The sequence below is a fragment of the Luteibacter aegosomatissinici genome (assembly GCF_023078495.1).
Lineage (GTDB): Bacteria > Pseudomonadota > Gammaproteobacteria > Xanthomonadales > Rhodanobacteraceae > Luteibacter > Luteibacter aegosomatissinici.
Genome location: NZ_CP095742.1, coordinates 1584349 through 1610571, shown reverse-complemented (window position 1 = coordinate 1610571; position 26223 = coordinate 1584349). Strand labels below are relative to the sequence as shown.

The following is a 26223-nucleotide window of genomic DNA, read 5'->3' as shown; positions in this document are numbered from 1 at the left end:
AGACCGCTCGCTCCTAGCGCCGGTTACCGCTTATCATGAAAGTGCAAAGGGGGCACATGGATCTGTCAGGACCGCTAGCAATGGGCGCTTGCGCCCTCACCCGTCTGGGCCCTTGCCGCACGCCTTGGTGTGTCGCGTGGTATTCGGGCATCGATGCGGCCATCCTCATCGTCTTCTTCGTATTCCTCTTTTTGGATACCGTCAGGCATGAGGGGCGCGCCAAGGCGATTCGCGTCTTCTTGCCACTCGCGACCTTTGTAGGTCTCGCGATCACGCTGGCCGTGTACCTTGCGCTGCGAGGCTAGACAGCAGCCGGGCGTGTCCAGCCTGAGCCCACGATCTGAGACAATGGGATCAAATGCGATTGACTGAATGCCCCACCCTAGCGTGCCTGATGACCTTCTTTCAGCGAGGCCAAGTGATCGACTCGTGGTGCCGAAGCATTGATCGAGAGGTCTTGTTTTGGGATCTCGATGAACTTGAATCGACCAACAGGCTCAATGGGTATCCGGAGACAAGCCCAGGTTACTTTGGCTTTGCATCGGATGGGCTTGGAAATATGTTCGCCGTTCTCCTGAATTCTGGAGCAGTCGTAAATGTTCCCCTGATTGGCACAGAAGAGGTAGTGACCCAATTCGTCGCTACCTCGATGAGCGACTTCATCGCATTGCTTGAACCGCTTCCCTCCGAATCATAGGCATTACCCAGAAGCCATCAATTGAACGTCCCATAGAGCAACGCCGCATGCCGCCATGTCCACCAGTCATTCCGTCCGTCGACTATGTCTCGGTCCGAGATACGGGGCTTTGGATCACCTGCACCGTGTCGTTTGTACCGGGCGATGAAGCGACTCAGCTGACGAACATTGTCAAACACATGAAAGTGTACGACTCGGTGGGGACGCCTCTCCCAGGAGAAGACGGTTTACTCGAACTCCGAAAGACGTGGCTCGGTTATCAGAAAAAGCTGGGACGACACGGTTGCCACGGCACGTGGACACGGATCTCTGTACGGGATGCGGTGGAGTGGTTGCTTCCTGGTGCCGTTTACGCGTCGCGCTTTTCGCAGCACGGGTACGTAGGGGTGATAGATTTTCGGAAGCGCTCGTTCTGGCGAATAACTCAGAGGCGTTTGTCCAAGAATGATCGGCCAATCGCGCGGCGTCCAAAACGGTAAGCGCTCGTGGTCGTAAAGTGACCACATGCACTCGCCGCCATTTTTCCTGCAGTCGGCACGCGATTGCATCGCCAGCGACGTCGTGCCTGGCGATTCGCGCTGACACATCTGGTGCCCGGAGTGGGACTCGAACCCACATACCCTTTCGGATGAGGGATTTTAAGTCCCTTGCGTCTACCGATTTCGCCATCCGGGCGGAAAGAAAAAAGGCGCAACCGCTTACACGGTGCGCCTTGGAATGCGATGGAGGCCGAGGTCGGAATCGAACCGGCGTACGCGGATTTGCAGTCCGCTGCATGACCACTCTGCCACCCGGCCATCGCTTGCGCAGGCGGAGAGTATCCGCATAGCGCTTAAAAAACAAAACCTCGGTCACCCGAGGCTTTGTGGAATCTGGAGCGGGAAACGAGACTCGAACTCGCGACCCCGACCTTGGCAAGGTCGTGCTCTACCAACTGAGCTATTCCCGCGTCGTAGTCCGGTTATTTTAGGGATCTGGAGGAATGTGTCAACTGTTTTTATCACCGCGCAGCGCAGGCCATGCAGCGCGCAGATAATCCAGCCCCGACCAGATCGTGAGGATGCCCGCCACGACCAGCAGGGCCTCGCCAATGTGGTACAGGCGCAGGGTTTCGGCGTCGTGCTGAAGCAGAAGCACCACCAGGGCCACCATCTGCATCATGGTCTTCAGCTTGCCCAGGAAGGCCACCTTCACCTTGGAGCGCGCGCCGATCTCGGCCATCCACTCGCGCAGGGCCGAGACGCTGATCTCACGGCCCACGATCACGGCGGCGGTGATGGCCAGCAGGATGCCCGGCCAGCCCGTGGGTGCCGACTGCACCAGCAGGAACAGGGTGATGGCCACCATGAGCTTGTCGGCCACCGGATCGAGGAACGCACCGAAGGCCGAGGTCATGTCCAGGCGGCGGGCCAGGTACCCGTCGAGCCAGTCGGTGAACGCGGCGAGCACGAACACCACCGCGGCAGCCAGGTTGGCCCCGCGAAACGGGAGGTAAAAGACGACCACCATCACCGGCAGGAGCAGCACACGGAAAAGGGTAAGCCAGGTAGGCAGGTTGATACGCATGGATTCAGCCGGTTGCGGGAGGCGTCGCGCTGGCAGGCGCTTCCGTTCGATCAGGGGTGCAGCATGGCATAGATGCGTTCTGCCAGGCCGCGATCAATACCCTTTACGCTCATCAATTCTTCAACGCCCGCGGCCTCGACGCCGGATAGACCGCCAAACGCCTTCAACAAGGCCGCCCGGCGGCGTGCGCCCACGCCAGCCACGTCTTCCAGCGTACTGCGTTCGCGGGCCGCCTCGCGCTTGCGGCGGTGGCCGCTGATCGCAAAACGGTGCGCTTCGTCACGCACGGCGGCGACGAGGTGCAACGCCGGCGATGAGGTGCCCGGGTGCAGCATCTTGCCGCTCTCGGCCAGCACGAGGGTTTCCTCGCCCGCGCGCCGGCCGGGGCCCTTCGCCACGCCCACTACGCGAATACCTTCCACGCCCAGCTCGCGCAGCACATCCATGGCCTGCGCGACCTGGCCCAGGCCACCATCGATCAGGAGGATGTCCGGCTTCGCCCCACCCTCCACCACCTTCTTGAAGCGGCGGGTCAGGGCCTGGTGCATGGCGGCGTAGTCGTCGCCCGGCGTGATGCCGGTGATGTTGAAGCGGCGGTAGTGCGACTTCTCCGGCCCCTCGGGGCCAAACACCACGCACGACGCCACGGTGGCTTCGCCGCGCGTATGGCTGATATCGAAGCACTCGATCCGGCGCGGCGGCTCGCTGAGTTCCAGCACCTTCTGCAGGTCATCGAAGCGCGCCAGCAGCGTATGCCGGCTCGCGAGCCGCGAAGTAAGCGCGGCGCTGGCATTGCGCTGGGCCATTTCCAGAAAGCGCGCCCGGTCGCCGCGCACGCTCGGCTTCAACTGGACGGCGTAACCCGCGTGCTGCGAGAGCACGTCGGCCAGGATCTCCATGTCCTCCACCGGGTCGCTCAGCACCAGCTCGCGCGGCACCTGGCGCTCCAGGTAGTACTGCGCGATGAACTGCGCCAGCACGTCGCCGACGGAGGCATCGGTGGGCAGGCGCGGGAAAAAGTCGCGCGAACCCAGGCTCACGCCATTGCGGAAGAACAGCACGCTGACACACGCCATGCCGCCATCGAGGCAACAGGCGATCACATCCATGTCGGCGCTCGCGCCCTGCACGAAGTGCTGTGCCTGCAGCTTGCGCAACGCGGCGACCTGGTCGCGCAGTGACGCGGCGCGCTCGAAGTTCAGCGCGGCACTGGCCTGCTCCATCGATTTCGCCAGTTCATCGATCACCGCGCTGCTGCGGCCCTCGAGGAACATCTCCGCATGGCGCACATCGCTCCTGTAGTCGTCGACGCTGATCAGCTGCACGCACGGCGCACTGCATCGGCCGATCTGGTGCTGCAGGCACGGGCGGGAGCGGTTCTTGAAATAGCTGTCCTCGCATTGGCGCACCTTGAACAGCTTCTGCATCAGGCCGAGGCTTTCGCGCACCGCGAAGGTGCTGGGATACGGGCCGAAGTAACGCCCTGCCCCGGTCTTGGCGCCACGGTGGAACGCCAGGCGCGGGTAGTCCTCCCCGCCCGAGAGGTAGATGTAGGGGTAGCTCTTGTCGTCGCGAAGGACAATGTTGTAGCGCGGCTTCAGCGACTTGATCAGCTGCGATTCGAGCAGCAGGGCTTCGCCGGCGGTGCGTGTCAGCGTGACTTCCGCGCGATCGATCTGCGACACCATGGAGGCGATGCGCGGATCCATGGGGGGCTTGAGGAAGTAGTTGCTGACCCGCTTCTTCAGGTTGGCGGCTTTACCGACGTACAGCAGCTCGCCGTCGGCATCGAAATACCGATAGACGCCGGGCGAGGTGGTGAGGTGGCGGACGAAGGCCTTGCCGTCGAACGGGTGCGACTCAGTGTGCTCCATCGGGGCATTTTAGCCGGTGATGGGCAACCGGGAATGAAAAACGCCGGCATGGAGGGGGACCATGCCGGCGCGACCTTCCTTGGGGGAGTGTCGCCTTCATCCTTGAGGTGTTTCCGGCGACAGGGATAGGTTACGGCGGCGCCCTCGTCGGCGCGCCCGGCGAAGTCCGGCGAACGGTGTAGGCACCGCCCGCGCCCCCTTGTGGGTGAAACCTTACAAACCGGGCTGATTTTTCAGCCAACGCTCCGCCCGGGCGAGATCTTCGGGGGTATCGATGCCCGGCGGGAACGGTTCCGGCGTGAGGTTCACCGAGATCGCATACCCGTGCTCAAGCGCCCGCAGTTGCTCCAGCGACTCGGCCTGTTCGAGCGGGGTGCGCGGCAAGGCCGCCATGCGGCGCAGGAAACCCGCACGGTAGGCGTAGATGCCGATGTGGCGCAGGAACGGCACCCCGGCCGGGAGCACATGGCGATCCATGGCGAACGCGTCGCGGGCCCACGGCGCGGGGGCACGAGTGAAGTACAGCGCCCGGCCGTTACCACCCCGCACCACCTTGACTATGTTTGGATCGAACAACTCTTCCGCGTCCGTGATGGGCGTGGCGAGGGTCGCCATGGGTGCCTCGTCGCCCGCCAGCGTATCCACCACCGCGCGAATGCCGGCCGCTGGTGCGAACGGTTCATCGCCCTGCAGGTTCACGACCACCGTGTCCTCGGGCCAGCCGAAGTGGCTGGCGACCTCGGCGATGCGGTCGGTGCCCGAGGCGTGGTCCTCGCGGGTCATGCAGACCAGGATATCGCCCTCGCAGCCGCGCATTTCCGCGGCGACTCGGCTGTCATCGGTGGCGACCACTACCTGGGCCGCCCCGGCGGTGGCCGCACGGGCGGCGACCCGGCGCACCATCGACAGGCCACCGATCGGCAGCAGTGGCTTACCCGGCAGCCGGGTGGAGGCGTAGCGGGCCGGGACGACCACGACGAAGGGGGGTGTTTTGGGGGCCATGATGTGCGGTCCGTAGCCTGGGCAGGTGCACATTATGGGGGGTGTGGCGAACGGCGTCGCCCACAGGGCGGGCTCCTACAGGGAGCCCACCTGATTCCAGCTCACGCGGTGCCTAGGTGGAAGCCTACGCCGTTGGCCAGCTCCGTGAAGCCCGGGAACGATGTCGCCACATTCGCGCAATCACCAATCGTGATGGGCGCCGTCGCGACCAGGCCCGCGATGGCGAAGCTCATGGCGATGCGATGGTCGCCGTGGCTATCAACCGTACCGCCGCCGATGGGGCCACCACGGATGATCGCGCCATCGGGGAGTTCATCGATCAGCACGCCGCACGCCTTCAGGCCGTTCGCCATGGTGGCGATCCGGTCGGATTCCTTCACGCGCAGCTCGGCCGCGCCGCGGATGGTGGTCATGCCCTCGGCGCAAGCGGCGGCCACGAACAGCGCGGGGAACTCGTCGATCATGTCCGGCACGATATCCAGCGGCAACGCCACGCCGTGCAGCGGGCGGTAGCGCACCACCAGGTCGGCAATGTCTTCGCCGCCGCTATGGCGTTCGTTCTCCACGCCGATGTCGGCACCCATCAGCTCCAGCGCGGCGAGCAAGCCAGTGCGGCGCGGGTTGAGGCCCACGCCCTTCAGGCGCAGCACCGAACCCGGTACGACACAGGCGGCCACGATGAAGAACGCCGCCGAGGAAAAGTCCGCGGGCACATCGACATCGACCGCGCGCAGGACGTGGCCGCCCTCGACCTTCGCCTTGCCAGGCGAATACTCGATGGGCCAGCCAAACGCCTTGAGCATGCTTTCGGTGTAGTCGCGCGTCGGGTGCGGCTCGATCACCTCGGTAGTGCCTTCGGCGTACAGGCCGGCCAGCAGTAGCGCGGACTTGATCTGCGCGCTGGCCACGGGCGACCTGTAGGTGATGCCCTTGAGCTTGCGGCCCCCATGGATACGCAGCGGCGGCTTGCCATCGTTCGTATCGATCTGCGCACCCATCTCACCGAGCGGATCGGTCACACGGCGCATGGGCCGGCCAGAGAGCGAGGCATCGCCCACCAGGGTCGCATCGAAGCCCTGCCCCGCCAGCAGGCCGGCCAGCAGGCGCATGCCGGTGCCGGCGTTGCCACAGTCGAGGGGTTCATCGCTACCGCGCAGGCCGTGCAGCCCCACGCCGTGCACGACACGCTCGCCGGGTGCCGGTGTGTCGAACCGCACACCGAGCTTGCCGAGAATGGCCGCGGTGGCGCGGGTGTCTTCACCCTCGAGGAAACCACGGATATGCGTGGTGCCCTCGGCAAGCGCACCGAACATCAGTGCACGATGGGACACGGATTTGTCGCCGGGTACGACGAGGTCGCCGTGCAGCGCGCCCTCGGCGCGGCGGCTTACCCAATCCAGGCGGGTCATGGCAGGTTCTCCAGAAGACGTTGCAGCTCGGCGCGGCTACCGATGCTGACGCGCACGGTGTGCGGCAAGCCGTAGCCCCCCATGGGGCGGACGATGACGCCGCGTTCGAACAGATGTTTTTCGAAGGCGACAGCGTCCTGGCCCAGGTCGACGAGCAGGAAGTTGGTTTGCGATGGCAGTACGCGGAAGCCGCGCGCCGTGAGTTCTTCGGCGAACCACGCACGATCACGATGATTCGTTTCCCGCACGCGCGCCCTGTGCTCGTGATCGCCGAGCGAGGCTTCCGCGGCGGCCAGTGCCACGCCGTTGACGTTGAACGATTCGCGCAGGCGTTCCGCCACCGCAGCCACCGACGGATGGCTCAACATGTAGCCGATCCGCAGGCCAGCCAGCGCGTAAGCCTTGGAGAACGTACGCGTCACGATCAGGTTCGGGTAGCGGCCCAGCAGATGCAGCGCCGTGCTCAGGCCCGGGGCATCCACGTATTCGTGATAGGCCTCGTCCACCACTACCAGCGTCTCCGTCGGCACGCTCGCGAGGAACTGTTCCAGTTCGGCATCGGTGAACCAGGTGCCGGTCGGATTGTTCGGATTGGCGAGGTAGACAATGCGGGTGGCGGGCGTGACGGCTTTCGCGATCGCTACCAGATCGTGCCCGTAGGGCGCCGTCGGGTGATCCGCAGGCAATGCGGGCACCGCGATCGAGCGCGCACCCGCCGCGGCGGCGGCGATCGGAAACACCGCGAACCCGTATTGCGAATGCACGACCGGATGGTCGGCATCGGCGAAACACTGCGCCAGCAGCATGAGCAACTCGTGCGAACCGTTGCCCAGCGTAATGCTGCGCACGGGCACGCCGAGTTCGCCCGAAAGGCGCTGCTTCAGCGCCGCGGCAAGCGGATCCGGATAACGCCAGATATCTTCCAGCACGCGGGTGGCCGCACGCATGGCCAGCGGGCTGGGACCCAGCGGGTTCTCGTTGGAGCCGAGTTCGGAAAGCACAGCCCCAAAACGCAGGCGCAGCGCAGGCAGGTCGTGACCCGGATCGTAGGCACGGAGGGCCGACGTCGCCCGATTGGCGAGCGCGGCAGCATCGAACAGTTCAGTCATGGCAATGCGACAGGGTAAGCGCCGAGCACGCGCACATCGGCGGCGGCAGGTTTCATTTCGTCGAGGGCGGCCTGCAGGGCCGGGTCTTCAACATGGCCGGAGACATCGATGAAGAACGCGTACTGCCACTTGCCCGTATGCGCGGGGCGCGACTCGATGCGGTTCATGCTGATGCCGTGCTCGGCAAGCGGCTTGAGCACATCGAAAAGCGCGCCCGGCTTGTCGCGCACGGACACCAGCAGCGAGGTGCGGTCGTTACCCGAGGGCGGGAAGATGGTGCGGCCGATCACGAGGAAGCGGGTGGTGTTATCGCTGCGATCCTCGATGGGGCCGGCAATGATCTTCAGGCCGTACACACGCGCCGCGGATTCACCGGCGATGGCGGCGGATTCCGGCGACAGGCGCGCCATGCGCGCCGCCTCGGCGTTGCTCGAAACCGCAATGCGCTCCACGTTCGGCAGGTTCACGCGCAGCCATGCCTGGCACTGCTGCAGCGACTGCGGGTGCGAGTAGATGCGCTTGATGTCCTTCATCTCGCCGGTGAGCGAAAGCAGGTTCTGGTGAACGCGCAATTCCACTTCGCCGCAGATCGTGGCCTTGGAGGTGAGGAACATATCCAGGGTCATCTGGATCATGCCCTGCCCCGAGTTTTCCACCGGCACGACGCCAAAATCGGCGTTGCCCGCGGCCACTTCCTGGAACACCTCTTCGATGCTGCCCAACGGCAAGCCGTAGGCGGCGTGGCCGAACTGCTTGCGCACGGCCTGCTCGCTGAAGGTGCCTTCGGGACCGAGGTAACCGATCTTCAGCGGCTGCTGCTGGGAAAGGCACGACGACATGATTTCGCGGAACAGGCGCACGAGTTCCGCATGCGGCAGCGGGCCATCGTTGCGATCGATGACGCCACGTAATACCTGAGCTTCCCGTTCGGGTCGGTAATAGTCCACCGCCGCCTTCAACGGGCCCTTGGCCCGGCCGACCTGCTGTGCCCAACGGGCGCGCTCGCTGATGAGCGACTGCAGTTGCTGGTCGATGCTGTCGATGCGCTGGCGCGCCTCGGTCAGCGTGGCTTGCTTATCGGTGGAACTACTTTTGCTCATGGACATCCAGGCGGCTAAGTGGTTGCAAATGAAACAGTTACCACCGCAAATGCATTGCTGCACTGCGGTGATCCCCGACTTTAACCGTGCCGCGCTGCAAAGTCCCGCATGAAATTCACAAGCACCTCCACCGCCTCCAGTGGAACGGCGTTGTAGAGCGATGCGCGCATGCCGCCGACGGCCTTGTGACCCTTGAGCGCGAGCAGGCCCGCGGCCTCGGATTCCTTGAGAAACGCGGCATCCAGCGCGCTGTCGTGCAACGTGAATGGCACGTTCATGCGCGAGCGCGAGGCCACTTCCACCGGGCTGCGATAGTAACCATTGGAACTATCGATCGCGTCGTAGAGCAGCGCGGCCTTCGCCGCATTGCGTGCGCCCATGGCCTTGAGCCCACCCTGCTCTTCCAGCCATTCGAACGTGAGGCCGGCGAGGTACCACCCCCACGTGTTCGGTGTGTTGAGCATGGAATCGTTCGCGGCGTGCTCGGCGTAGCGGAAGATTTTCGCCATCGGCCGCCCCGCACGCGCCAGCAGATCGTCGCGAATGATCATGATGACCAGACCGGACGGGCCGATGTTCTTCTGCGCACCCGCGTAGATCAGGCCGAAGCGCGACACATCCACGGGCTCGCTGAGGATGTTCGACGACATGTCGGCGACCAGTGGCGCGTTGTCTACCGAGGGAATGTCGTGGAACTCCACGCCGTGGATCGTCTCGTTCGGCGTGTAGTGCACGTAGGCCGCGCCCTCGCTGAGCTGCCAGGTATCGCGCGCGGGAAGCTTCAGGTAGTGGTCGGCTTCCGAGGTGGCCGCCACGCGGGCGTCGAGATACGGCGCGGCTTCGCGCACCGCCTTCTCGCCCCAGTGGCCGGTCACGATGTAATCCGCGTGATCGCCGGGGCCGGCAAGGTTCATGGGAATCTGCGCGAAATGCTGCGTGGCGCCGCCTTGCAGGAACAGCACCTTGTAGTTCGCCGGCACGCCCATGAGGCTGCGCAGGCGCTGCTCGGCAGCGGCGGCCAGTGCCATGAACGGCTTGCCACGGTGGGACAGCTCCATCACGGAGGCGCCGGAACCGTTCCAGTCGAGGAGCTCAGCCTGCGCGCGTTTCAGTACCGCTTCCGGCAGCGCCGCGGGTCCGGCGCTGAAATTCCAGGCTCTGCTCACGTCTCGTCCTCTCGCATGGGTGAACCGGCATTATGCCGCCGCATGCGGGCAAAACGGGGGCTTAGAACGGCGCGAACAGCACCACGGCAATGCCTGCCGCGAGGAGCGCGGCGGTAAGGATCAACCACCACACATCGCCGCGCGAGCCGGCAGGCTCGTCCGCTTCGGGTTCGGCCTCGGGCTCCGGCATGACGACCACGGGCTCGGCCGACCAGCCCGGTGCTTCCAGGATGAAGCGGTGCGTCGCCAGGCCGATCTGGTCGCCGGGCTGGAGCGCGGCGCGCACCGTGCGCACGCCGTTGACCCGCACCGCATGGCGGGCGGGAACGCGTGAGGCATCCAGGATCAGCTCACCATCAACCCACGCCACCGTGAGCAATGCAGCGTCGTTGCCGGGCAATTCCAGTGGCAGCGCGCCATGCGTGGCCCCCAGCTCGAGCCGGTCGCCAATGGCAACAAGCCGGCCCGACAAGGGGCCCGCCACCGGGCGCAAGGCCGCGGTGCAACGCGCATCGGTGGGCTCATGCAGCTCGCGCGCCTCCAGGTCCTCATCATCCCGGATGAGCATGCGGCAGTCCCCAAGGGAAAGGCTGTCTCCGGGACGAAGCAAGGCTTTCTCGCGCACGGGGCGCGCATTCACGTACACGCGGCCCACGCCTGCCGCCACGTCCAGCACCATGCCGCGACGATCGCGATAGATGGTGACGTGCTGCGGCGCGACCTGGCCTTCGGACACGACAAGGTCGTTATCCTCCGCCCGGCCGATCGTGAGCACGGGTCGGGACCAGTGGAAATCACCACGAGCCGAGCTGACGAATTCGATACGCATGGAAGGACCGGACAGATGACGACGCGACTTTAGCAGAGTGCGGTATCTGTTTGAACGTAAAGACATCGGGTCGGTTCAGGCGAGGTGCCTGCTAGACTCCCCCTCCCTTTTCACTCGGAGACCCCCATGGCCAAGATCGATATCCGCCGTGAGCACGGCAAAAGCATCGCCGAAGCACGTGCTGTCGTGGACAAGGTCGCCGAGCGCATGGCCGAGAAGTTCGGCACCAAGGGCGCCTGGCAGGGCGACGCCTACGCGTTCTCGGGCTCCGGGGTAAAGGGCGCGATTACGGTGTCCGACCACGATGTGCACGTGGGCGCCGAGCTCGGCATGCTGCTCTCCGCGTTCAAGGGCAAGATCGAGGAAGAAATCCGCGGGAAGCTGGACCAGTACTTCGCCTGAAACCACCCGGGTGGCCTTGCCCGGGTGGGCATGGCATAATAGGGGACTTATGTGGCCACGCTGGCCCCTTACTCCGACCCGGAACACATGGCAAAAGACGACGTCATCGAAATGGAAGGCACGGTCCAGGAGACCCTGCCCAACACCATGTTCCGCGTGCAGCTCGAGAACGGGCACGTCATTACTGCCCACATCTCCGGCCGTATGCGCAAGCATTACATCCGCATCCTCACCGGCGACAAGGTGAAGGTCGAGATGACCCCGTACGACCTGACCAAGGGTCGTATCACGTACCGTATGAAGTAAGCGCGCGCCCGGCGCCGCCCTTTCGCGAATAGAAAAAGCCGCGGCACGCCGCGGCTTTTTTGTTGCCAGAATTTGTAGGAGCCCACCCTGTGGGCGACGTCTTTCGCCGGGGAGCCACAGGGCCTGCCGCGGGATCGCGAAAGATGTCGCCCACAGGGTGGGCTCCTACAAAAAAAGGCCGCCCTGGAGGGCGGCCCTTTCGTACATCACGAACCGAAGGTACTCAGGCTTCCGCCGTTGCCGGCTCGGCCGACTCGGTTTCCACGTGCAGTTCGTCGCCATCCACCGAGAGGGTGACCTTGCCGCCCTCGGCCAGCTTGCCGAACAGCAGCTCGTCGGCGAGCGCGCGCTTGACCTTGTCCTGGATGACGCGTGCCATCGGGCGCGCACCCATCTGCGGATCGAAGCCATGCTCGGCCAACCAGCGGCGGGCCTCCGGGGTCACGTCCACGCTGACCTTCTTCTCGGCCAGCTGCGATTCCAGCTCGATCAGGAACTTGTCGACCACGCGCAGGATGTGGTCGAAGTCCAGCGCGTTGAACTGGATCACCGCATCCAGGCGGTTGCGGAACTCCGGCGTGAACATGCGGCGGATGGTCTCCATCGCATCCGGCGAATGGTTCTGCTTGACGAAGCCGATGCCGCGACGCGAGGCCAGCTGGGCGCCGGCGTTCGTCGTCATGATCACGATGACGTTCTTGAAGTTCGCCTCGCGACCGTTGGTATCGGTCAGCACGCCACGATCCATGACCTGCAACAGGATGTTGTACACATCCGGATGCGCCTTCTCGATTTCATCCAGCAGCAGCACGCAGTGCGGGTGCTTGGTGATCTGCTCGGTGAGTAGGCCACCCTGGTCGAAACCGACGTACCCCGGAGGGGCACCGACCAGGCGCGACACCGAGTGCGCTTCCATGTACTCGGACATGTCGAAGCGGACCATCTCGATACCGAGCTGCATGGCGAGCTGGCGGGTCACTTCCGTCTTGCCGACGCCCGTGGGGCCGGCGAGCAGGAAGCTGCCGATCGGCTTGGACGGGTCGCCCAGGCCCGAACGCGCCATCTTGATCGACGATGCCAGGGCCTCGATCGCTGCATCCTGGCCGAACACGACCATCTTCAGGTTGCGCTCGAGGTTGCGCAGCACATCGCGATCCGAGGCGGACACCTGCTTGGCAGGAATGCGCGCCATCTTGGCCACGATGTACTCGATCTCGGCCACATCGACCTTGCCGGTGCGTTCTTCTTCCGGCAGCAGGCGCTGGCGGGCACCGGCCTCATCGATCACGTCGATGGCCTTGTCCGGCAGCAGGCGGTCGGGGATGTGCTTCACCGACAGATCCACCGCCGCGCGCAGGGCCTCACCGGTGTATTCCACCGAGTGGTGCTCTTCGAAGCGGGTCTTCAGGCCCTTCAGGATCTCGATCGAATCGGCCACGGTGGGCTCGACCACGTCGATCTTCTGGAAGCGGCGAGCCAGGGCGCGGTCCTTCTCGAAGATGCCGCGGAATTCCTGGAACGTGGTGGAACCGATGCAGCGCAGCTCACCCGAGGCCAGCATGGGCTTGATCAGGTTCGAGGCATCCATGGTGCCGCCCGACGCCGAACCCGCACCGATGATGGTGTGGATCTCGTCGATGAACAGGATGGCGTTCGGCTGCTTCTTGAGCTGGCCGATCACCGCCTTCAGGCGCTTTTCGAAATCGCCACGGTACTTGGTGCCCGCGACCAGGGCGCCCAGATCCAGCGACCAGATGGTGCAATCTTCCAGCACCTCAGGGACCTGGCCCTCGACAATGCGCTTGGCCAGGCCCTCGGCGAGCGCGGTCTTGCCCACGCCGGCTTCACCGACGTAGAGCGGGTTGTTCTTGCGGCGGCGGCAGAGCACCTGGATGGTGCGCTCCACTTCATCCTGGCGACCGATCAGCGGATCGATCTTGCCCTGGATGGCCAGCTCGTTGAGGTTGGAGGCGTACTCGCTGAGCGGGTTGCCCTTGCCCTCACCGCCTTCCTCGCCATCGCGCTCGGCGCTGGAGGGGGCCGCGGAGGACTCATCGCTGATCTTGGCGATGCCGTGGGAGATGTAGTTGACCACATCCAGGCGGGTAATCTCCTGCTGGTGCAGGAAATAGACCGCGTGGCTGTCCTTTTCGCCGAAGATCGCGACCAGGACGTTGGCGCCGGTCACTTCCTTACGGCCTGAGGACTGCACGTGGTACACGGCGCGCTGGAGCACGCGCTGGAAGCCCAGGGTGGGCTGGGTGTCACGCTCGTCGCCGGCCGGCAGTACCGGCACGGTTTCGGCGATGATCCGCTGCAAATCCGCCGCCAGGCGGGGCAGATCGACGCCACAGGCACGCAGGGCGGCCAGGGCTGAGGTGTTTTCCGTGAGGGCGAGCAGGAGGTGCTCCACGGTCATGAACTCGTGGCGCTGCTCCCGGGCCTGCTTATAGCAGTGCCCAATGGTGACTTCGAGATCCTTGCTGAACATACGGACCGTCTCCGATAGCTGTGGGCGGCGGGGTCATTGCCCTTGTTAGTGCCGCATGAACTCCAGATGGGGCACTGGCTACATCTTTTCCATAGTGCACAACAGTGGGTGCTGATGAGACCGTGAGTATTCGTTGACCTGTGTCACCTTGGTTTCTGCCACCTCGCGGGTGAACACGCCGCACACGCCCTTCCCCCGGGTGTGAACGTGGAGCATCACCTGGACCGCCCGCTCCTGGTCCATGCCAAAAAAGCTACGCAAAACCTCAACCACAAAATCCATCGGTGTGAAGTCGTCGTTCAGCAGGACGACCTGGAACAGGGGTGGGCGGGCCGTTTCCGGGCGGGCTGTCTCGATGGCCAGCCCGTGTCCGCGCTCGCTTTCCTGATCGTGTTCGTGTTCCTGGGACATTAATTAAGAACCTTCGGTACGCGATTCGATTATATACACCGGATTTCGAGCCCCTACGGGGTCGATTTCCACAGGTGATGGCACAATATGTCTTTTTCCAGAGCCACCCCTCCCATAAGTAAGATGACCCAGACCGACGCTGCGGCCGAAAACGTGTGGTGCCCCCGTGTGACCGTCGCCTGCGTCATCGCGGAGGGCGATCGCTACCTGATCGTGGAAGAAGAGATCTTCGGCGAGCTGGCCTACAACCAGCCTGCGGGCCACCTGGACCCGGGTGAAAGCCTGCAGGCGGCGGCCGTGCGCGAGGCCCTGGAAGAAACCGGACATACGGTCGAGCTCGATGCCTTCCTTGGCGTGTGGCAGTGGATGAGCCACGAACACGGCGAGCAGGTGCTTCGGTTCGCCTTCAGCGGCCGCTCCGTGGCCCACGATGCCACGCGCACGCTCGATACCGGCATCCGCCGCACGCTTTGGCTGCGCCGTGACGAGATCGAGGCCCTGGGCCCGCGCCTGCGCAGCCCGCTCATTCTCGACACCATCGACGCCTGGCTGGACGGCCGCCGCTACCCGCTGGATACCGTGGCCAGCCTGCTGCCGGGGTCCCGGTCGTGAAAGTCATCCTCGGCGTGTCCGGCGGCGTGGATTCCTCCGTCGCCGCCATCCTCCTGCAGCAGGCCGGCCACGACGTGGAAGGCATGTTCATGCAGAACTGGGAGGAAGACGACCGCTCCGGGCCCTGCACCACCGATGATGACCGCCGCGATGCGGTGGCCGTCTGCGGCCGCCTGGGCATCCCCTTCCACACCCGCAACTTCGCCGGCGAGTACTGGGATGGCGTGTTCGAGCACTTCCTCGCCGAATACGCGGCGGGTCGCACGCCGAACCCGGATGTGCTGTGCAACCGTGAAATCAAGTTCAAGACCTTCCTGGAGCACGCCCAGGCCCTGGGCGCGGAAAAGATCGCGACCGGCCACTACGCGCGCGTAGATTTTTACGAAGGGCGTTACCGCCTGCTCCGCGCCGTGGATGCGGCCAAGGACCAGACGTATTTCCTTCACGCGCTGGGCCAGCGCCAGCTCTCGGCCACGCTGTTCCCGGTCGGCGAGATCGAGAAGCCCGTGGTGCGCGAGATGGCCCGCGAGGCCAGCCTGCCCACGGCGGCCAAGAAGGATTCCACCGGCATCTGCTTCATCGGCGAGCGCGATTTCCGCGCGTTCCTGGCCCAGTACCTGCCCGCGAAGCCGGGCGTGATGGTGGATCCGGAGGGCCGCACCGTCGGCGAGCACCAGGGCGTGATGTATTACACGCTGGGCCAGCGCAACGGCCTGGGCATCGGCGGCCGCGCGGATGCGCCCAACGAGCCCTGGTACGTGGTCGGCAAGGATGTCGCTGCCAACACGCTGATCGTGGCGCAGGGCGGCGAGAACCGCTGGCTGCAATCCACCCGGCTCGTTGCCACCGACGCCACGTGGGTTGCGGGTGCACCGCCCGCCCTGTCGTTCCGCTGTACAGCGAAAACGCGCTACCGCCAGGCCGACCAGGCCTGCACGGTGGATGTGAACGGCGATGCCATCCACGTCACCTTCGATGAACCACAGCGCGCCGTCACCCCCGGCCAGTCCGTTGTGCTGTACGACGGCGACGAATGCCTCGGCGGCGCCGTGATCTCCGCCACCGATGCCGCCTACGGTGGCCTCGCATGAGCCCAGGCCAAGGTTTCGCTACGCCCGCTCCCCGTAGGAGCCCACCCTGTGGGCGACAGCTTTCGCCACGACGCGGCAGGCCCCGTCGCGTCGCCACGAGCGTCGCGCACAGGGTGCACTCCTGCACGTCTTTACCCTTGCGTCCCCATACGAGCTGTTTTTCATGAACGAAGAGCGCGTCCTGGCCCTGGCCGGCGTTTTCCAGGGTGCCGCCCTGGCCCAGCAGCTGGCGACCGAAGGCCGCTGCGACGAGACGGCGTACGAGGCCAGCCTGGGCAGCGTGTTCCGCATCGATGCGGATTCGGTGGCGGGTGTCTACGGCAATGTCGCTGGCGTGCGCCGTGGCCTGCGCACGCTGGTGAACCAGTTCGAAGAGCAAACCCGCGATGTGGCCGTGATGCGCATGGGCGTGACCGTGCTGCGCCTTGAGCGTTCGCTATCGCGACAGAAAGCCCTGCTGAATCGCCTGCATGATGGCATCGTCGCGGCGCAGCGCCAGGTCGAGCATTTTGGCCTTGGCCACCCCAACGTCGCCGCGCGCCTGGCGGAGCTTTACGCCACCACGCTCTCCACGCTGAAGCCGCGCGTGATGGTCACCGGAAACCCTACCCATCTCCAGCAGAAGGCGAACGTCGATCGCGTTCGTGCGTGCCTGCTCGCGTCGGTGCGCTCGGCGGTGCTGTGGCACCAGCTCGGCGGCCGGCAATGGCACATGCTGTTCCAGGGCAAGCAAACCGCCATGCTGGCCCGCGGCCTGCTCACCGGCTCCACGCTGGATAACGGCTTCTAAGCCCCGCCCTCAATGGACCGCACCGCGCCGTAGGAGCCCACCCTGTGGGCGACGCCGTTCGCGAAGCGCAACAGGCCCTGCAACGTGATCGCGAAAGATGTCGCCCACAGGGTGGGCTCCTACGGCGGTCGTGGGGCCGGTATGTCAGCTCGCGGCGTCGAGGCCGGGGATCGTGCCGGCCAGGGTGCGTAGCAGCTCGGCGAAGCCCAGCAGGTCATCGCGCCAGGGCGAGGCACTGCGCCAGTAGAGCGCGATGTGGCGGCCCGGGCGTGCGCCCTCCACCGCCGCAAGCACCACATTGGGAATGGACTGCAGGCGCTCGTGGGCCAGGATCGGCACCAGCGTGTAACCGCCACGCAGCGCCACCAGCGTGGCAAGGCTTTCGATCGAAAGATCCTGGATGCGCTCTGGCCGCGCGGCGCCAGGCATGCCCAGGTCGGATACGCCATTGCCGTGGCTCTCGGCCATCAACGTGGCATCGGAGGCATCCAGGTCGGTCAACGCCACGGTCGTACGGTCGGCCAGCGGGTGCCCCTTGTGCAGCATCAACTCGTAGGGTTCGAAGAACAGGGCGGTGGATTCCAGCCCGGTGACCGTGGCACTGGGCGGGGCCAGCACGGCATCCAGCTCGCCTTCGCCCAGCCGGCGCAGCAGGCCACGCGGCTTGCCCTCGGAAATGGTCAGCCGCGCCCCGGGGAACCGTTGCGGGAACGGCTCGATCACATGCGGCAGCAGATACGGCCCCAGTGTGGACGGCACGCCCAGGCGAAATTCCCCGCCAAAGGCCACATCGCCGGCACGCGCCGCATGCTCCAGGTGCTCGGCCGCGGCCAGCACGCCCTCGATATAACCCAACAGACGCTGACCGGCCGAGGTGGGCACGACCCGGCGGCCGCCGCGCTCGAACAGCGGCATGCCCAGCGCCTGCTCCACTTTCTGCACCTGGTGGGAAAGGCCCGAGGCGCTGATGTACATGGCCCGGGCGGCGCTATTGAAGCTGCCTTCGCGGGCGACGGCCTGGACCAGGGCAAGGTCACGCAGGGAGACCGACGACAGGGCCATCGAAATCATCGAACGCTGCGTGCCATCAAATACGTTTGCGCCCATCCGCCCCCGCCCTCATCCTTTTGCCGCCTGATTTCGCGTGGCCTGCGCCATGAACGGTCCATTCTAGCGGACCCAAGGTCTCACGGCGGTCGCATACCGGCCGCAGACTGCGCGATAATCGACGCTTTGGCGCGCCCCGTTGGGGCCGCCCAGCCTCCCCAGCTAAGCAAGCCACGCCAGGAGTACAGCATGAAAGACTCGTTCTCAGTCGCAGACAAAATCGAAGTCAACGGCAAGAGCCACAAGATCGCCAGCCTGGCGAAGCTGGGTCAGAAGTTCGACCTGAAGCGCCTGCCCTACTCGATGAAGATCCTGCTGGAGAACCTGCTCCGCCAGGAAGACGGCGTGAACGTGACGGCCAGGGAAATCGAAGCCGTGGCGAACTGGAACGCCAAGGCCGAGCCGGACACCGAAATCTCCTTCATGCCCGCCCGCGTGGTCCTGCAGGATTTCACCGGCGTGCCCTGCGTGGTCGACCTGGCCGCCATGCGCGATGCCGTGAAGAAGCTCGGCGGCAACCCCGACAAGATCAACCCGCTGGCGCCGGCCGAACTGGTCATCGACCACTCGGTGCAGGTCGACGCGTTCGGTTCGGAAAGCGCGCTTGAGCAGAACGTCGAAATCGAGTTCGAGCGTAACCAGGAGCGTTACTCGTTCCTGCGCTGGGGCCAGAAGGCGTTCAACAACTTCAAGGTCGTGCCGCCGCGCACCGGCATCGTCCACCAGGTGAACCTGGAGAACCTCGCCCGCGTCGTGTTCACCAACGAAGTGAACGGTGAGTCGTTCGCCTACCCGGATACCGTGTTCGGTACCGATTCGCACACCACCATGATCAACGGCATCGGCGTGCTGGGCTGGGGCGTGGGCGGTATCGAAGCCGAAGCCGCCATGCTCGGCCAGCCGTCGTCCATGCTCATCCCGCAGGTCGTCGGCTTCCGCCTGAAGGGCAAGCTGTCGGAAGGCGTCACCGCCACCGACCTCGTGCTCACCGTTACCCAGATGCTGCGCAAGCTCGGCGTCGTCGGCAAGTTCGTCGAGTTCTTCGGCCCGGGCCTGCAAAACCTGCCGCTGGCCGATCGCGCCACCATCGCCAACATGGCCCCGGAATACGGCGCCACCTGCGGCATCTTCCCGATCGACCAGGAAGCGCTGAACTACCTGCGCCTGTCGGGTCGCGACGAAGAGCAGATCAAGCTCGTCGAGACCTACGCCAAGGCCCAGAACCTGTGGCACGACGCGAACACGCCGGAAGCCGAGTTCACCACCGTGCTCGACCTCGACATGGCCGATGTGAAGCCGTCGCTGGCCGGCCCGAAGCGTCCGCAGGATCGCGTGCTGCTGGAAGGCGTGCAGCAGAGCTTCCTCGACGTGGTCGGCCCGCTCACCGCCAACCGCAAGACCAAGAACGGCGACACCTCGCGCTTCAGCAACGAAGGTGGCGGCACCGCCATCGGCAACGAAGCCAACGGCATTAATGAGGAAGGCGTGCTCGTCCACAAGGATGGCCAGAACTTCCGCATCAACGACGGCTCGGTCGTGATCGCCGCCATCACCTCGTGCACCAACACCTCCAACCCGGCCGTCATGCTCGCTGCCGGCCTGGTGGCGAAGAAGGCGGCCGCCCGCGGCCTCACCTCCAAGCCGTGGGTGAAGCCGTCGCTCGGCCCGGGCTCGCTCGTGGTGACCGATTACCTGAAGAAGACCGGCCTGCTCGAAGAACTCGAGAAGGTGAACTTCTACGTGGTGGGCTACGGCTGCACCACCTGCATCGGCAACTCCGGCCCGCTGCCGGCCGAGATCAGCAAGGGTATCGCCGAGGGCGACCTGGCCGTGGCATCGGTGCTTTCGGGCAACCGCAACTTCGAAGGCCGCGTGCACCCGGAAGTGAAGATGAACTACCTGGCCTCGCCGCCGCTGGTGGTCGCCTACGCCCTGGCCGGTACGCTCAACATCGACCTGACCAAGGATGCGATCGGCACGGGCAGCGATGGCCAGCCGGTGTACCTGAAGGACATCTGGCCGAGCAACCAGGAAATCTCCGACCTCATCGCCGGCGCCATCAGCCCGGAGATGTTCAAGGAGAGCTACGCCGACGTGTTCAAGGGCGACAGCCGCTGGAACCAGATCGCCTCGCCGGATGGCCAGACCTACGCATGGGACGATTCCACCTACATCAAGAACCCGCCCTACTTCGACGGCATGTCCGCTGAAGCCGGCACCATCGAAGACATCCACGGTGCGCGCGCCATGGGCATCTTCGGTGACTCGATCACCACCGACCACATCTCGCCGGCCGGCTCGATCAAGAAGGACAGCCCGGCGGGCCGCTTCCTGATCTCGCGTGGCGTGGAGCCGAAGGACTTCAACTCCTACGGTTCGCGTCGCGGCAACGACGATGTGATGGTGCGTGGCACGTTCGCCAACATCCGCATCAAGAACCTGATGCTCGACGGCGTCGAGGGTGGCTACACCAAGTACATCCCGACCGGCGAGCAGATGGCGATCTACGACGCCGCCATGAAGTACAAGGCCGACGGCACCCCGCTGGTTGTTCTGGGTGGCAAGGAATACGGCACCGGTTCGTCGCGTGACTGGGCGGCCAAGGGCACGCTGCTGCTGGGCGTCAAGGCCGTGATCACCGAGAGCTTCGAGCGCATCCACCGCTCCAACCTGGTCGGCATGGGCGTGCTGCCCTGCCAGTTCCAGGATGGCGAGAACGCGCAGACGCTCGGCCTGAAGGGCGATGAAGTGTTCGATATCACCGGCCTGAACGGCGGCGAATCGAAGACGGCCAACGTCAAGGCCACGCGTCCGGATGGTTCGGTCAAGGAGTTCACCGTGAAGGTGCTGCTGCTGACCCCGAAGGAGCGCGAGTTCTTCCGCCACGGCGGCATCCTGCAGTACGTGCTCCGCCAGCTGGCGAAGGCAGCGTAAGAAAAAAGGCCCGGGCAACCGGGCCTTTTTTTCGTCCCCTGTAGGAGCCCACCCTGTGGGCGACATCTTTCGCGATGAGCTCCACGGCCTGTGGCGTGTACGCGAACGGCGTCGCCCACAGGGTGGGCTCCTACAGCGCTCGCTTCCAGCTTGCCGTGAAGCACACCCACTTGCCGCCGTCCTTCCGCCACCCGGTTTCCACCTGGTAGGCACCGGCGTTATCCGGCAATACGCCCGCGCCAGCGGTCAGCGTGGCCGTAAACGTGGCGACCATGCGTTCGCCGCGTGGCTCCACCGACACCGGCCCCAGCAGCACGTGGATCTTTTGCCCGCGCAGGGCGAACACCCGTACCAGGTTCGCCAGGGCCGGCTTGTTGAGGTCACCGCTGTTGCCATCGAAATCATCGGAGAGGCCCGCCACGGCGGCGCTGCCGCTGCCCGTCTCCGCGCCCGCCGCTGCCGCCGTGATCGCCTTGCGTACCTGCGCATCATCCGGCGCGTGGTGACAGCCGGCGAGGACGGCAGAGGCGATCAGGAGTAAGGTGGCGAGGGTCGTGCGGAACGGCATGGTTTTCCCCTTTTGTATCTCGCTGCGATGCGGCTTGCTGCTATACGCGCGCGTATGCTCCAATCCTTCCGATCGTACGACGGGTTTGCCGTGCGAGCGTCACATTTCCAGGAGTCCGTCCCGTACATGAGCAACGAGCGCCCGTGGCTTGACCACTACCCGGCCGGCGTGCCCGCCGACATCGATGTCAACGCGTACCGCTCCGTTGCGGCGGTCTTCGAGGAATCGTTTCAGAAATTTCGTGACCGTCCCGCGTACAAGAACTTCGGGAAGGTACTGACCTACGGGCAGATCGACCAGCTCTCCGCCGCCTTCGCCGGCTTCCTGTCCGGCGAGCTCGGCCTGAAGAAAGGCGACCGCGTCGCCATCATGCTGCCCAACCTGCTGCAGTACCCCGCGGTCCTGTTCGGCGCCCTGCGCCTTGGCCTCACGGTGGTCAACACCAACCCGCTGTACACCACGCGTGAGCTGCACCACCAGTTGGAAGATTCCGGCGCCAAGGCGCTGGTCGTGCTGGATAACTTCGCACACACCGTGCAGGAGGCCCTGCCCGGCACGCGCGTGGAGCACGTGGTCACCACGGCCGTGGGCGATCTGATCGGCTTCCCCAAGGGCAGCATCATCAACTTCGTGGTCAAGCACGTCCGCAAGGAAGTGCCTGCCTACACGCTGCCGAAGGAAACCCGCTTCAACGACGCCATCGCGCGTGGCAAGGCGCACGCCCTTCCCAAGGTGGACGTGGGCCACGACGACATCGCGTTCCTGCAGTACACCGGCGGCACCACGGGCGTGGCCAAGGGCGCCATGCTCACCCACCGCAACATGATCGCGAACATGCTGCAGGCGGATGCCTGGATCAGCGGTTCGGCGGTCGCGGGCGAAGAGATCATCGTCACGGCGCTGCCGCTGTATCACATCTTCTCGCTTACCGCGAACGGGCTGGTGTTCACCCGCATGGGTGCCATGAACCTGCTCATCACGAACCCGCGCGACATGAAGGGCTTCGTGAAGGAACTGGCGAAGGAGAAGTTCACGGCCATCACCGGCGTCAACACGCTGTTCAACGGCCTGCTGAATACCCCGGGTTTCGCGGAGCTCGATTTCTCCCGCCTGCACCTGTCGCTGGGCGGCGGCATGGCCGTGCAGCGCCCGGTTGCCGAACGCTGGAAGAAGACCACCGGCGTGACCCTGGCTGAAGCGTACGGCCTCACCGAGACCTCGCCCGCCGCCTGCATCAATCCGCTGGACCTTAAGGAATACAACGGCTCCATCGGCCTGCCCATTCCGTCGACGTATGTGCAGATCTGGTCCGATGACGGCACGCCATTGCCCGTGGGCGAAGTGGGCGAACTGTGCATCAAGGGCCCGCAGGTGATGAAGGGCTACTGGAACCGCCCCGACGAGACCGCCAAGGTGCTCGATGCCAACGGCTGGCTGCGCACAGGCGACATCGCGAAGATGGATGCCAACGGCTACTTCTACATCGTGGACCGCAAGAAGGACATGATCCTCGTCTCGGGCTTCAACGTGTACCCGAACGAGATCGAAGACATCGTCATGAGCCACCCGGGCGTGGCCGAAGTGGCTGCGGTGGGCATCGATGATGAGCACTCGGGCGAAGTGGTGAAGCTGTTCGTGGTGCGCAAGGATCCGTCGCTCACCGAGGAAGCCCTGCGCGAGTTCTGCCGCGAGAAGCTCACCGGCTACAAGCGCCCCAAGCAGATCGAGTTCCGCGATGCGCTGCCTAAGACGAACGTAGGCAAGATCCTCCGCCGCGAATTGCGAGACGAGGACCGGGCCAAGCGCAAGGCTGCGCAGGCCTGATAGACAAGAACGCCGCCATCAAGGCGGCGTTCTTTTATTCGTCGGTCCAGGCTTCCAGCGTATCCGCGTAGCCACCCAGCAGCTCCCACAGCGGGGCCTGCTTCTCTTCCGGGATCAGCGAATACTCCATCCCGATCTGGCGGCTGCCGACGCGCACCACGCGCGCCTCCACGTTGATGTGGAGATCGTGGCCAAACACCATATCCAGGATCCAGGTCTGGCCCGGTTCACCGCGCCAGCCCGACGGGCGGCGCAGCAAGGCGCCGGTCGCGGAAATATCCACCAGATCAGTAGGGTGAGCCTCACCGCCGCGGCTCATCAGCACCGCGGTCTGCACCTTCATCCTTGCGTGGCGATATCGCACGTTCGGGCCTTCCTTGTCAGCCATCAGCTGTTCTACCCATCCTGCCTGCCGGCGGTTAACGATCACGGTCGGCATGACCGCACCCCACGAAACTTACCTTCCGTGTCACAAACGGACACATTAGCGCAGTCTGGTCATTCCCGCCCACGCGTCTTAAGCACGCCCGCCCTCACCAGCGCCCCGGCTCCGAAGCGCTCATTAATGCGGTCCTGCACGCCATCGGAGCGTATTTCCCCGGAAGGTGCGGCGAACATGTCCTGTTGTTCATCGCCGTGCCGGGCATCGAACCCCGAAAGCGTGACCCCAAGCAGGCGCAAACGAGGCCGCGGATGCTGGTGCCACCAGACGTTTAGCAAGCGTCGTGCCACCGCGTAGATATCCGGCGTGGCGTTGCCGGGAACGGGCAGCTGGGCCTGCCGGCTATGGGTCACGAAGGGCGGCTCACGTAATTTGACCGACACCGTCCGTGCCTTCACGTCCCGGCCGCGTGCCCGGGCGCCCACCCGCTCGCACTGGCGCAGCAGCCATGCCTCGGCAATGGCCAGGTCATCGACATCCACGTCGAATGTCCATTCGGAGCCGATCGAGACCTCGGGGGCATCCGTTACGACCGGCCGGTTGTCTTCGCCCAGGCACAACAAGCGCAGGGACGCGGCGTGCCGCTCGCCCACCGCCTTGTTCAGGCGCCACGCATCGGCCCGCAACAGGTCACCGATGGTACGGATGCCGACCTTGTGCAGGGCTTCTTCGGCCACCTTGCCTACGGTCCACATGCGGCCGATCGGTAAGGGGTCCAGGTAGCCCCGCACCTCGTCCGGGCGGATATGCAGGAAGCCGTTGGGCTTGGAGAGCTCACTGCCCAGCTTGGCCAGCAGTTTGTTGTGGGCCATGCCGACGGAGGCATTCAGGCCGGTGCGCTCGCGGATCGTCTCTTTCACCTTGAGACCTATCGCCTCGATGGATGAGAAAAGCCGCAGGCTTGCAGTCACGTCGAGGAAGGCCTCATCAAGGGAAAGGCCTTCGATCATCGGCGTCACTTCGGCAAATACGGCAAAGACGATGGCCGAGATCTCGGCATAGCGATCGTGGCGGGGGTGGATGAAGATGCCCTGCGGGCAGCGCCGGTGGGCCTCCGCGGAGGGCATGGCCGAGCGCACACCGTATTTGCGGGCCTCATAATTGGCCGTGGACACGACCCCGCGGCGGCCCAGGCCGCCCACGATCACGGGTTTGCCCACCAGCGAGGGATCATCCAGCTCCTCCACGGACGCGTAGAAAGCGTCCATGTCGACATGGATGATGGCGCGCGGGTCGAGGGGCATGGGAGTATTTTGCCGTAATGGCGGGCCCGGCACAGGGCCGCCCGCTGGACTTGCGAAGGCTCACGCTATACCCTGTATGTCAATCGGGTGAACTTATTCGGGCGTGCCGCCCTCCCGGCCTGCAGTCAGGGCCGCTGGTGGTGTGCTTCCGGCGATTTCTCACAGACGGTGGCCCTCCTGGGGTGTCCTGCGGCCATGCCTTCCGCTCGTCGGCGACGATGCGCGGCATGCCCGGCGAGGTGGCGGTACGAACCGCCGGACGGCATCGATTTGTTGCTTGCGTTCCTGGTCGCTTGAAGGCGGCCCTTCTGACGTGTGCCGATGACTAACGAGACAACCGAAGCTCAGGTGGTCGAACAAACGCGGAATGCCTTTGCCGGTGTTCCCCAGCAGCAGGAAATGCCCCTCGCGCTCGTGCGCGGGCAGCCCGTGCTGCAAATGCCCCAGGACCTGTACATCCCGCCGGATGCGCTCGAGGTCATCCTCGAATCGTTTGAAGGCCCGCTCGACCTGCTGCTGTACCTCATCCGCAGGCAAAACCTGGACATCCTCGATATCCCTGTCGCCGAAATCACCCGGCAGTACATGGATTACATCGAGATGATGCGCGAAGTGATGCGGCTGGAGCTGGCCGCGGAATACCTCCTGATGGCCGCCATCCTGGCGGAGATCAAATCCCGGCTGTTGCTGCCCCGGCCCCCGGCCGAGGAAGGCCTGGAAGAAGATCCGCGAGCGGAACTGGTCCGCCGCCTGCAGGAATACGAACGTTTCAAGAAAGCTGCACAGGATATTGAAGACCTGCCGCGGCTGGAACGCGACACGACCGTGGTGCATGCCTTTGTCGGCGAACACAACGTGGTGCGCGTGCCGCCCCCGCTCGATCTGAAGGAGTTGCTGCTCGCGCTCAAGGATGTGCTCAAGCGTGCCGATCTGTTTACGCACCATGCGATCCAGCGCGAACCCCTGAGTGTTCGCCAGCGCATGGGCGACCTGCTCAACACGTTGGGTACGGGCGGGTTCCAACGCTTTGAAACGCTGTTCGATATCAGCGAAGGCCGGCTCGGTGTGGTGGTCACGTTCCTGGCCATGCTCGAGCTCGCGAAGGAAATGCTCGTCGAGATCGTCCAGGAAGAAGCCCTGGGGCCGATCTACCTGAAGACGAAGGTACAGACGGAGGCCGCGCGCGAAGAAGCGCTCGCCTGACGGCCCAGCCGGGCCACGAACGGGGGGCGCTGCGCTAGCGGCCGCT

23 protein-coding genes and 3 tRNA genes are annotated in these 26223 nt (G+C 64.9%); 9 read left to right on the top strand and 17 right to left on the bottom strand.

Annotated elements, in window-relative coordinates:
- Window positions 1-56: 56 nt before the first annotated feature.
- Entirely contained in the window at window positions 57-305 is a 249-nt protein-coding gene (locus L2Y97_RS07155) for a DUF2834 domain-containing protein (RefSeq protein WP_247434829.1), read from the top strand.
- 980 nt (window positions 306-1285) lie between these two features.
- Here L2Y97_RS07155 and L2Y97_RS07150 read toward each other — a convergent pair.
- The 11 genes from L2Y97_RS07150 to L2Y97_RS07100 form a co-directional block, all read right to left on the bottom strand.
- A tRNA-Leu gene (locus tag L2Y97_RS07150) sits at window positions 1286-1372 on the bottom strand.
- Between the two features lie 48 nt (window positions 1373-1420).
- Window positions 1421-1494: transfer RNA gene (locus tag L2Y97_RS07145), tRNA-Cys, on the bottom strand.
- Window positions 1495-1570: 76 nt separating this feature from the next.
- Window positions 1571-1646, bottom strand: a tRNA-Gly gene (locus tag L2Y97_RS07140).
- A 38-nt stretch (window positions 1647-1684) separates the two neighbouring features.
- Entirely contained in the window at window positions 1685-2263 is a 579-nt protein-coding gene (pgsA, locus tag L2Y97_RS07135) for a CDP-diacylglycerol--glycerol-3-phosphate 3-phosphatidyltransferase (RefSeq protein ID WP_247434827.1), read from the bottom strand.
- A gap of 50 nt (window positions 2264-2313) precedes the next feature.
- Window positions 2314-4137 (bottom strand): excinuclease ABC subunit UvrC, encoded by a 1824-nt coding sequence (uvrC, locus tag L2Y97_RS07130; RefSeq protein ID WP_247434825.1) that lies wholly within the window; start codon window positions 4135-4137, stop codon window positions 2314-2316.
- 213 nt (window positions 4138-4350) lie between these two features.
- Window positions 4351-5139: a 3-deoxy-manno-octulosonate cytidylyltransferase gene (gene kdsB, locus L2Y97_RS07125; RefSeq protein ID WP_247434823.1), complete on the bottom strand. Its 789-nt coding sequence runs from the start codon at window positions 5137-5139 to the stop codon at window positions 4351-4353.
- A 101-nt stretch (window positions 5140-5240) separates the two neighbouring features.
- Window positions 5241-6548, bottom strand: coding sequence for a 3-phosphoshikimate 1-carboxyvinyltransferase (gene aroA, locus L2Y97_RS07120; protein WP_247434820.1), 1308 nt, complete (start codon window positions 6546-6548; stop codon window positions 5241-5243).
- Window positions 6545-7657, bottom strand: coding sequence for a histidinol-phosphate transaminase (gene hisC / locus L2Y97_RS07115; protein ID WP_247434817.1), 1113 nt, complete (start codon window positions 7655-7657; stop codon window positions 6545-6547). The genes aroA and hisC overlap by 4 nt, the downstream gene beginning before the upstream one ends.
- On the bottom strand, window positions 7654-8757 hold the full coding sequence (gene pheA / locus L2Y97_RS07110; RefSeq protein ID WP_247434814.1) for a prephenate dehydratase: 1104 nt from the start codon (window positions 8755-8757) through the stop codon (window positions 7654-7656). Before pheA ends, hisC begins: the two co-directional genes overlap by 4 nt.
- Window positions 8758-8837: 80 nt before the next feature.
- Entirely contained in the window at window positions 8838-9923 is a 1086-nt protein-coding gene (gene serC, locus L2Y97_RS07105; protein WP_247434811.1) for a 3-phosphoserine/phosphohydroxythreonine transaminase, read from the bottom strand.
- A gap of 61 nt (window positions 9924-9984) precedes the next feature.
- Window positions 9985-10752, bottom strand: coding sequence for an FHA domain-containing protein (locus L2Y97_RS07100; RefSeq protein WP_247434808.1), 768 nt, complete (start codon window positions 10750-10752; stop codon window positions 9985-9987).
- Window positions 10753-10878: 126 nt separating this feature from the next.
- On the opposite strand from L2Y97_RS07100, the gene L2Y97_RS07095 reads away from it, so the two are divergent.
- Window positions 10879-11154, top strand: coding sequence for a polyhydroxyalkanoic acid system family protein (locus tag L2Y97_RS07095; RefSeq protein WP_247434805.1), 276 nt, complete (start codon window positions 10879-10881; stop codon window positions 11152-11154).
- Between the two features lie 87 nt (window positions 11155-11241).
- Complete coding sequence (infA, locus tag L2Y97_RS07090; RefSeq protein WP_019466733.1) at window positions 11242-11460, top strand: translation initiation factor IF-1; 219 nt, start codon at window positions 11242-11244, stop codon at window positions 11458-11460.
- 223 nt (window positions 11461-11683) lie between these two features.
- Here infA and clpA read toward each other — a convergent pair whose 3' ends face one another.
- Window positions 11684-13951, bottom strand: coding sequence for an ATP-dependent Clp protease ATP-binding subunit ClpA (gene clpA, locus L2Y97_RS07085; RefSeq protein WP_247434803.1), 2268 nt, complete (start codon window positions 13949-13951; stop codon window positions 11684-11686).
- A gap of 78 nt (window positions 13952-14029) precedes the next feature.
- Window positions 14030-14362, bottom strand: coding sequence for an ATP-dependent Clp protease adapter ClpS (clpS, locus tag L2Y97_RS07080; RefSeq protein WP_247434800.1), 333 nt, complete (start codon window positions 14360-14362; stop codon window positions 14030-14032).
- 123 nt (window positions 14363-14485) lie between these two features.
- On the opposite strand from clpS, the gene L2Y97_RS07075 reads away from it, so the two are divergent.
- The 3 genes from L2Y97_RS07075 to hflD all read left to right on the top strand — a co-directional run bounded on the left by L2Y97_RS07075 (window position 14486) and on the right by hflD (window position 16855).
- Complete coding sequence (locus L2Y97_RS07075) at window positions 14486-14974, top strand: NUDIX hydrolase (RefSeq protein WP_247434797.1); 489 nt, start codon at window positions 14486-14488, stop codon at window positions 14972-14974.
- On the top strand, window positions 14971-16065 hold the full coding sequence (gene mnmA / locus L2Y97_RS07070; protein ID WP_247434795.1) for a tRNA 2-thiouridine(34) synthase MnmA: 1095 nt from the start codon (window positions 14971-14973) through the stop codon (window positions 16063-16065). Before L2Y97_RS07075 ends, mnmA begins: the two co-directional genes overlap by 4 nt.
- A gap of 163 nt (window positions 16066-16228) precedes the next feature.
- Window positions 16229-16855 carry a high frequency lysogenization protein HflD gene (gene hflD, locus L2Y97_RS07065; RefSeq protein WP_247434792.1) on the top strand — a complete coding sequence of 209 codons (627 nt, stop codon included), beginning with the start codon at window positions 16229-16231 and terminating at the stop codon, window positions 16853-16855.
- Window positions 16856-16999: 144 nt separating this feature from the next.
- On the opposite strand, the gene L2Y97_RS07060 is transcribed toward hflD, so the two are convergent.
- Window positions 17000-17962: a LysR family transcriptional regulator gene (locus L2Y97_RS07060; protein WP_247434789.1), complete on the bottom strand. Its 963-nt coding sequence runs from the start codon at window positions 17960-17962 to the stop codon at window positions 17000-17002.
- 189 nt (window positions 17963-18151) lie between these two features.
- Between L2Y97_RS07060 and acnA the strand changes: the two genes are divergently transcribed.
- Window positions 18152-20896 carry an aconitate hydratase AcnA gene (gene acnA / locus L2Y97_RS07055; protein ID WP_247434787.1) on the top strand — a complete coding sequence of 915 codons (2745 nt, stop codon included), beginning with the start codon at window positions 18152-18154 and terminating at the stop codon, window positions 20894-20896.
- A gap of 130 nt (window positions 20897-21026) precedes the next feature.
- Here acnA and L2Y97_RS07050 read toward each other — a convergent pair whose 3' ends face one another.
- The gene (locus L2Y97_RS07050) at window positions 21027-21464 is read right to left on the bottom strand and encodes a hypothetical protein (RefSeq protein WP_247434784.1); all 438 of its coding nucleotides are present in this window, start codon (window positions 21462-21464) and stop codon (window positions 21027-21029) included.
- Between the two features lie 126 nt (window positions 21465-21590).
- Here L2Y97_RS07050 and L2Y97_RS07045 point away from each other — a divergent pair, with 126 nt between their 5' ends.
- Window positions 21591-23288: an AMP-binding protein gene (locus L2Y97_RS07045; protein ID WP_247434781.1), complete on the top strand. Its 1698-nt coding sequence runs from the start codon at window positions 21591-21593 to the stop codon at window positions 23286-23288.
- 34 nt (window positions 23289-23322) lie between these two features.
- Here L2Y97_RS07045 and L2Y97_RS07040 read toward each other — a convergent pair whose 3' ends face one another.
- A complete protein-coding gene (locus L2Y97_RS07040) occupies window positions 23323-23727 on the bottom strand; it encodes a PilZ domain-containing protein (RefSeq protein ID WP_343218392.1) in 405 nt (134 codons plus the stop codon).
- Between the two features lie 59 nt (window positions 23728-23786).
- A complete protein-coding gene (gene dinB / locus L2Y97_RS07035) occupies window positions 23787-24974 on the bottom strand; it encodes a DNA polymerase IV (RefSeq protein WP_247434778.1) in 1188 nt (395 codons plus the stop codon).
- A gap of 399 nt (window positions 24975-25373) precedes the next feature.
- Here dinB and L2Y97_RS07030 point away from each other — a divergent pair, with 399 nt between their 5' ends.
- Window positions 25374-26177, top strand: a complete 804-nt coding sequence (locus tag L2Y97_RS07030; RefSeq protein WP_247436728.1) for a segregation and condensation protein A — start codon at window positions 25374-25376, stop codon at window positions 26175-26177.
- Window positions 26178-26223 lie beyond the last annotated feature (46 nt).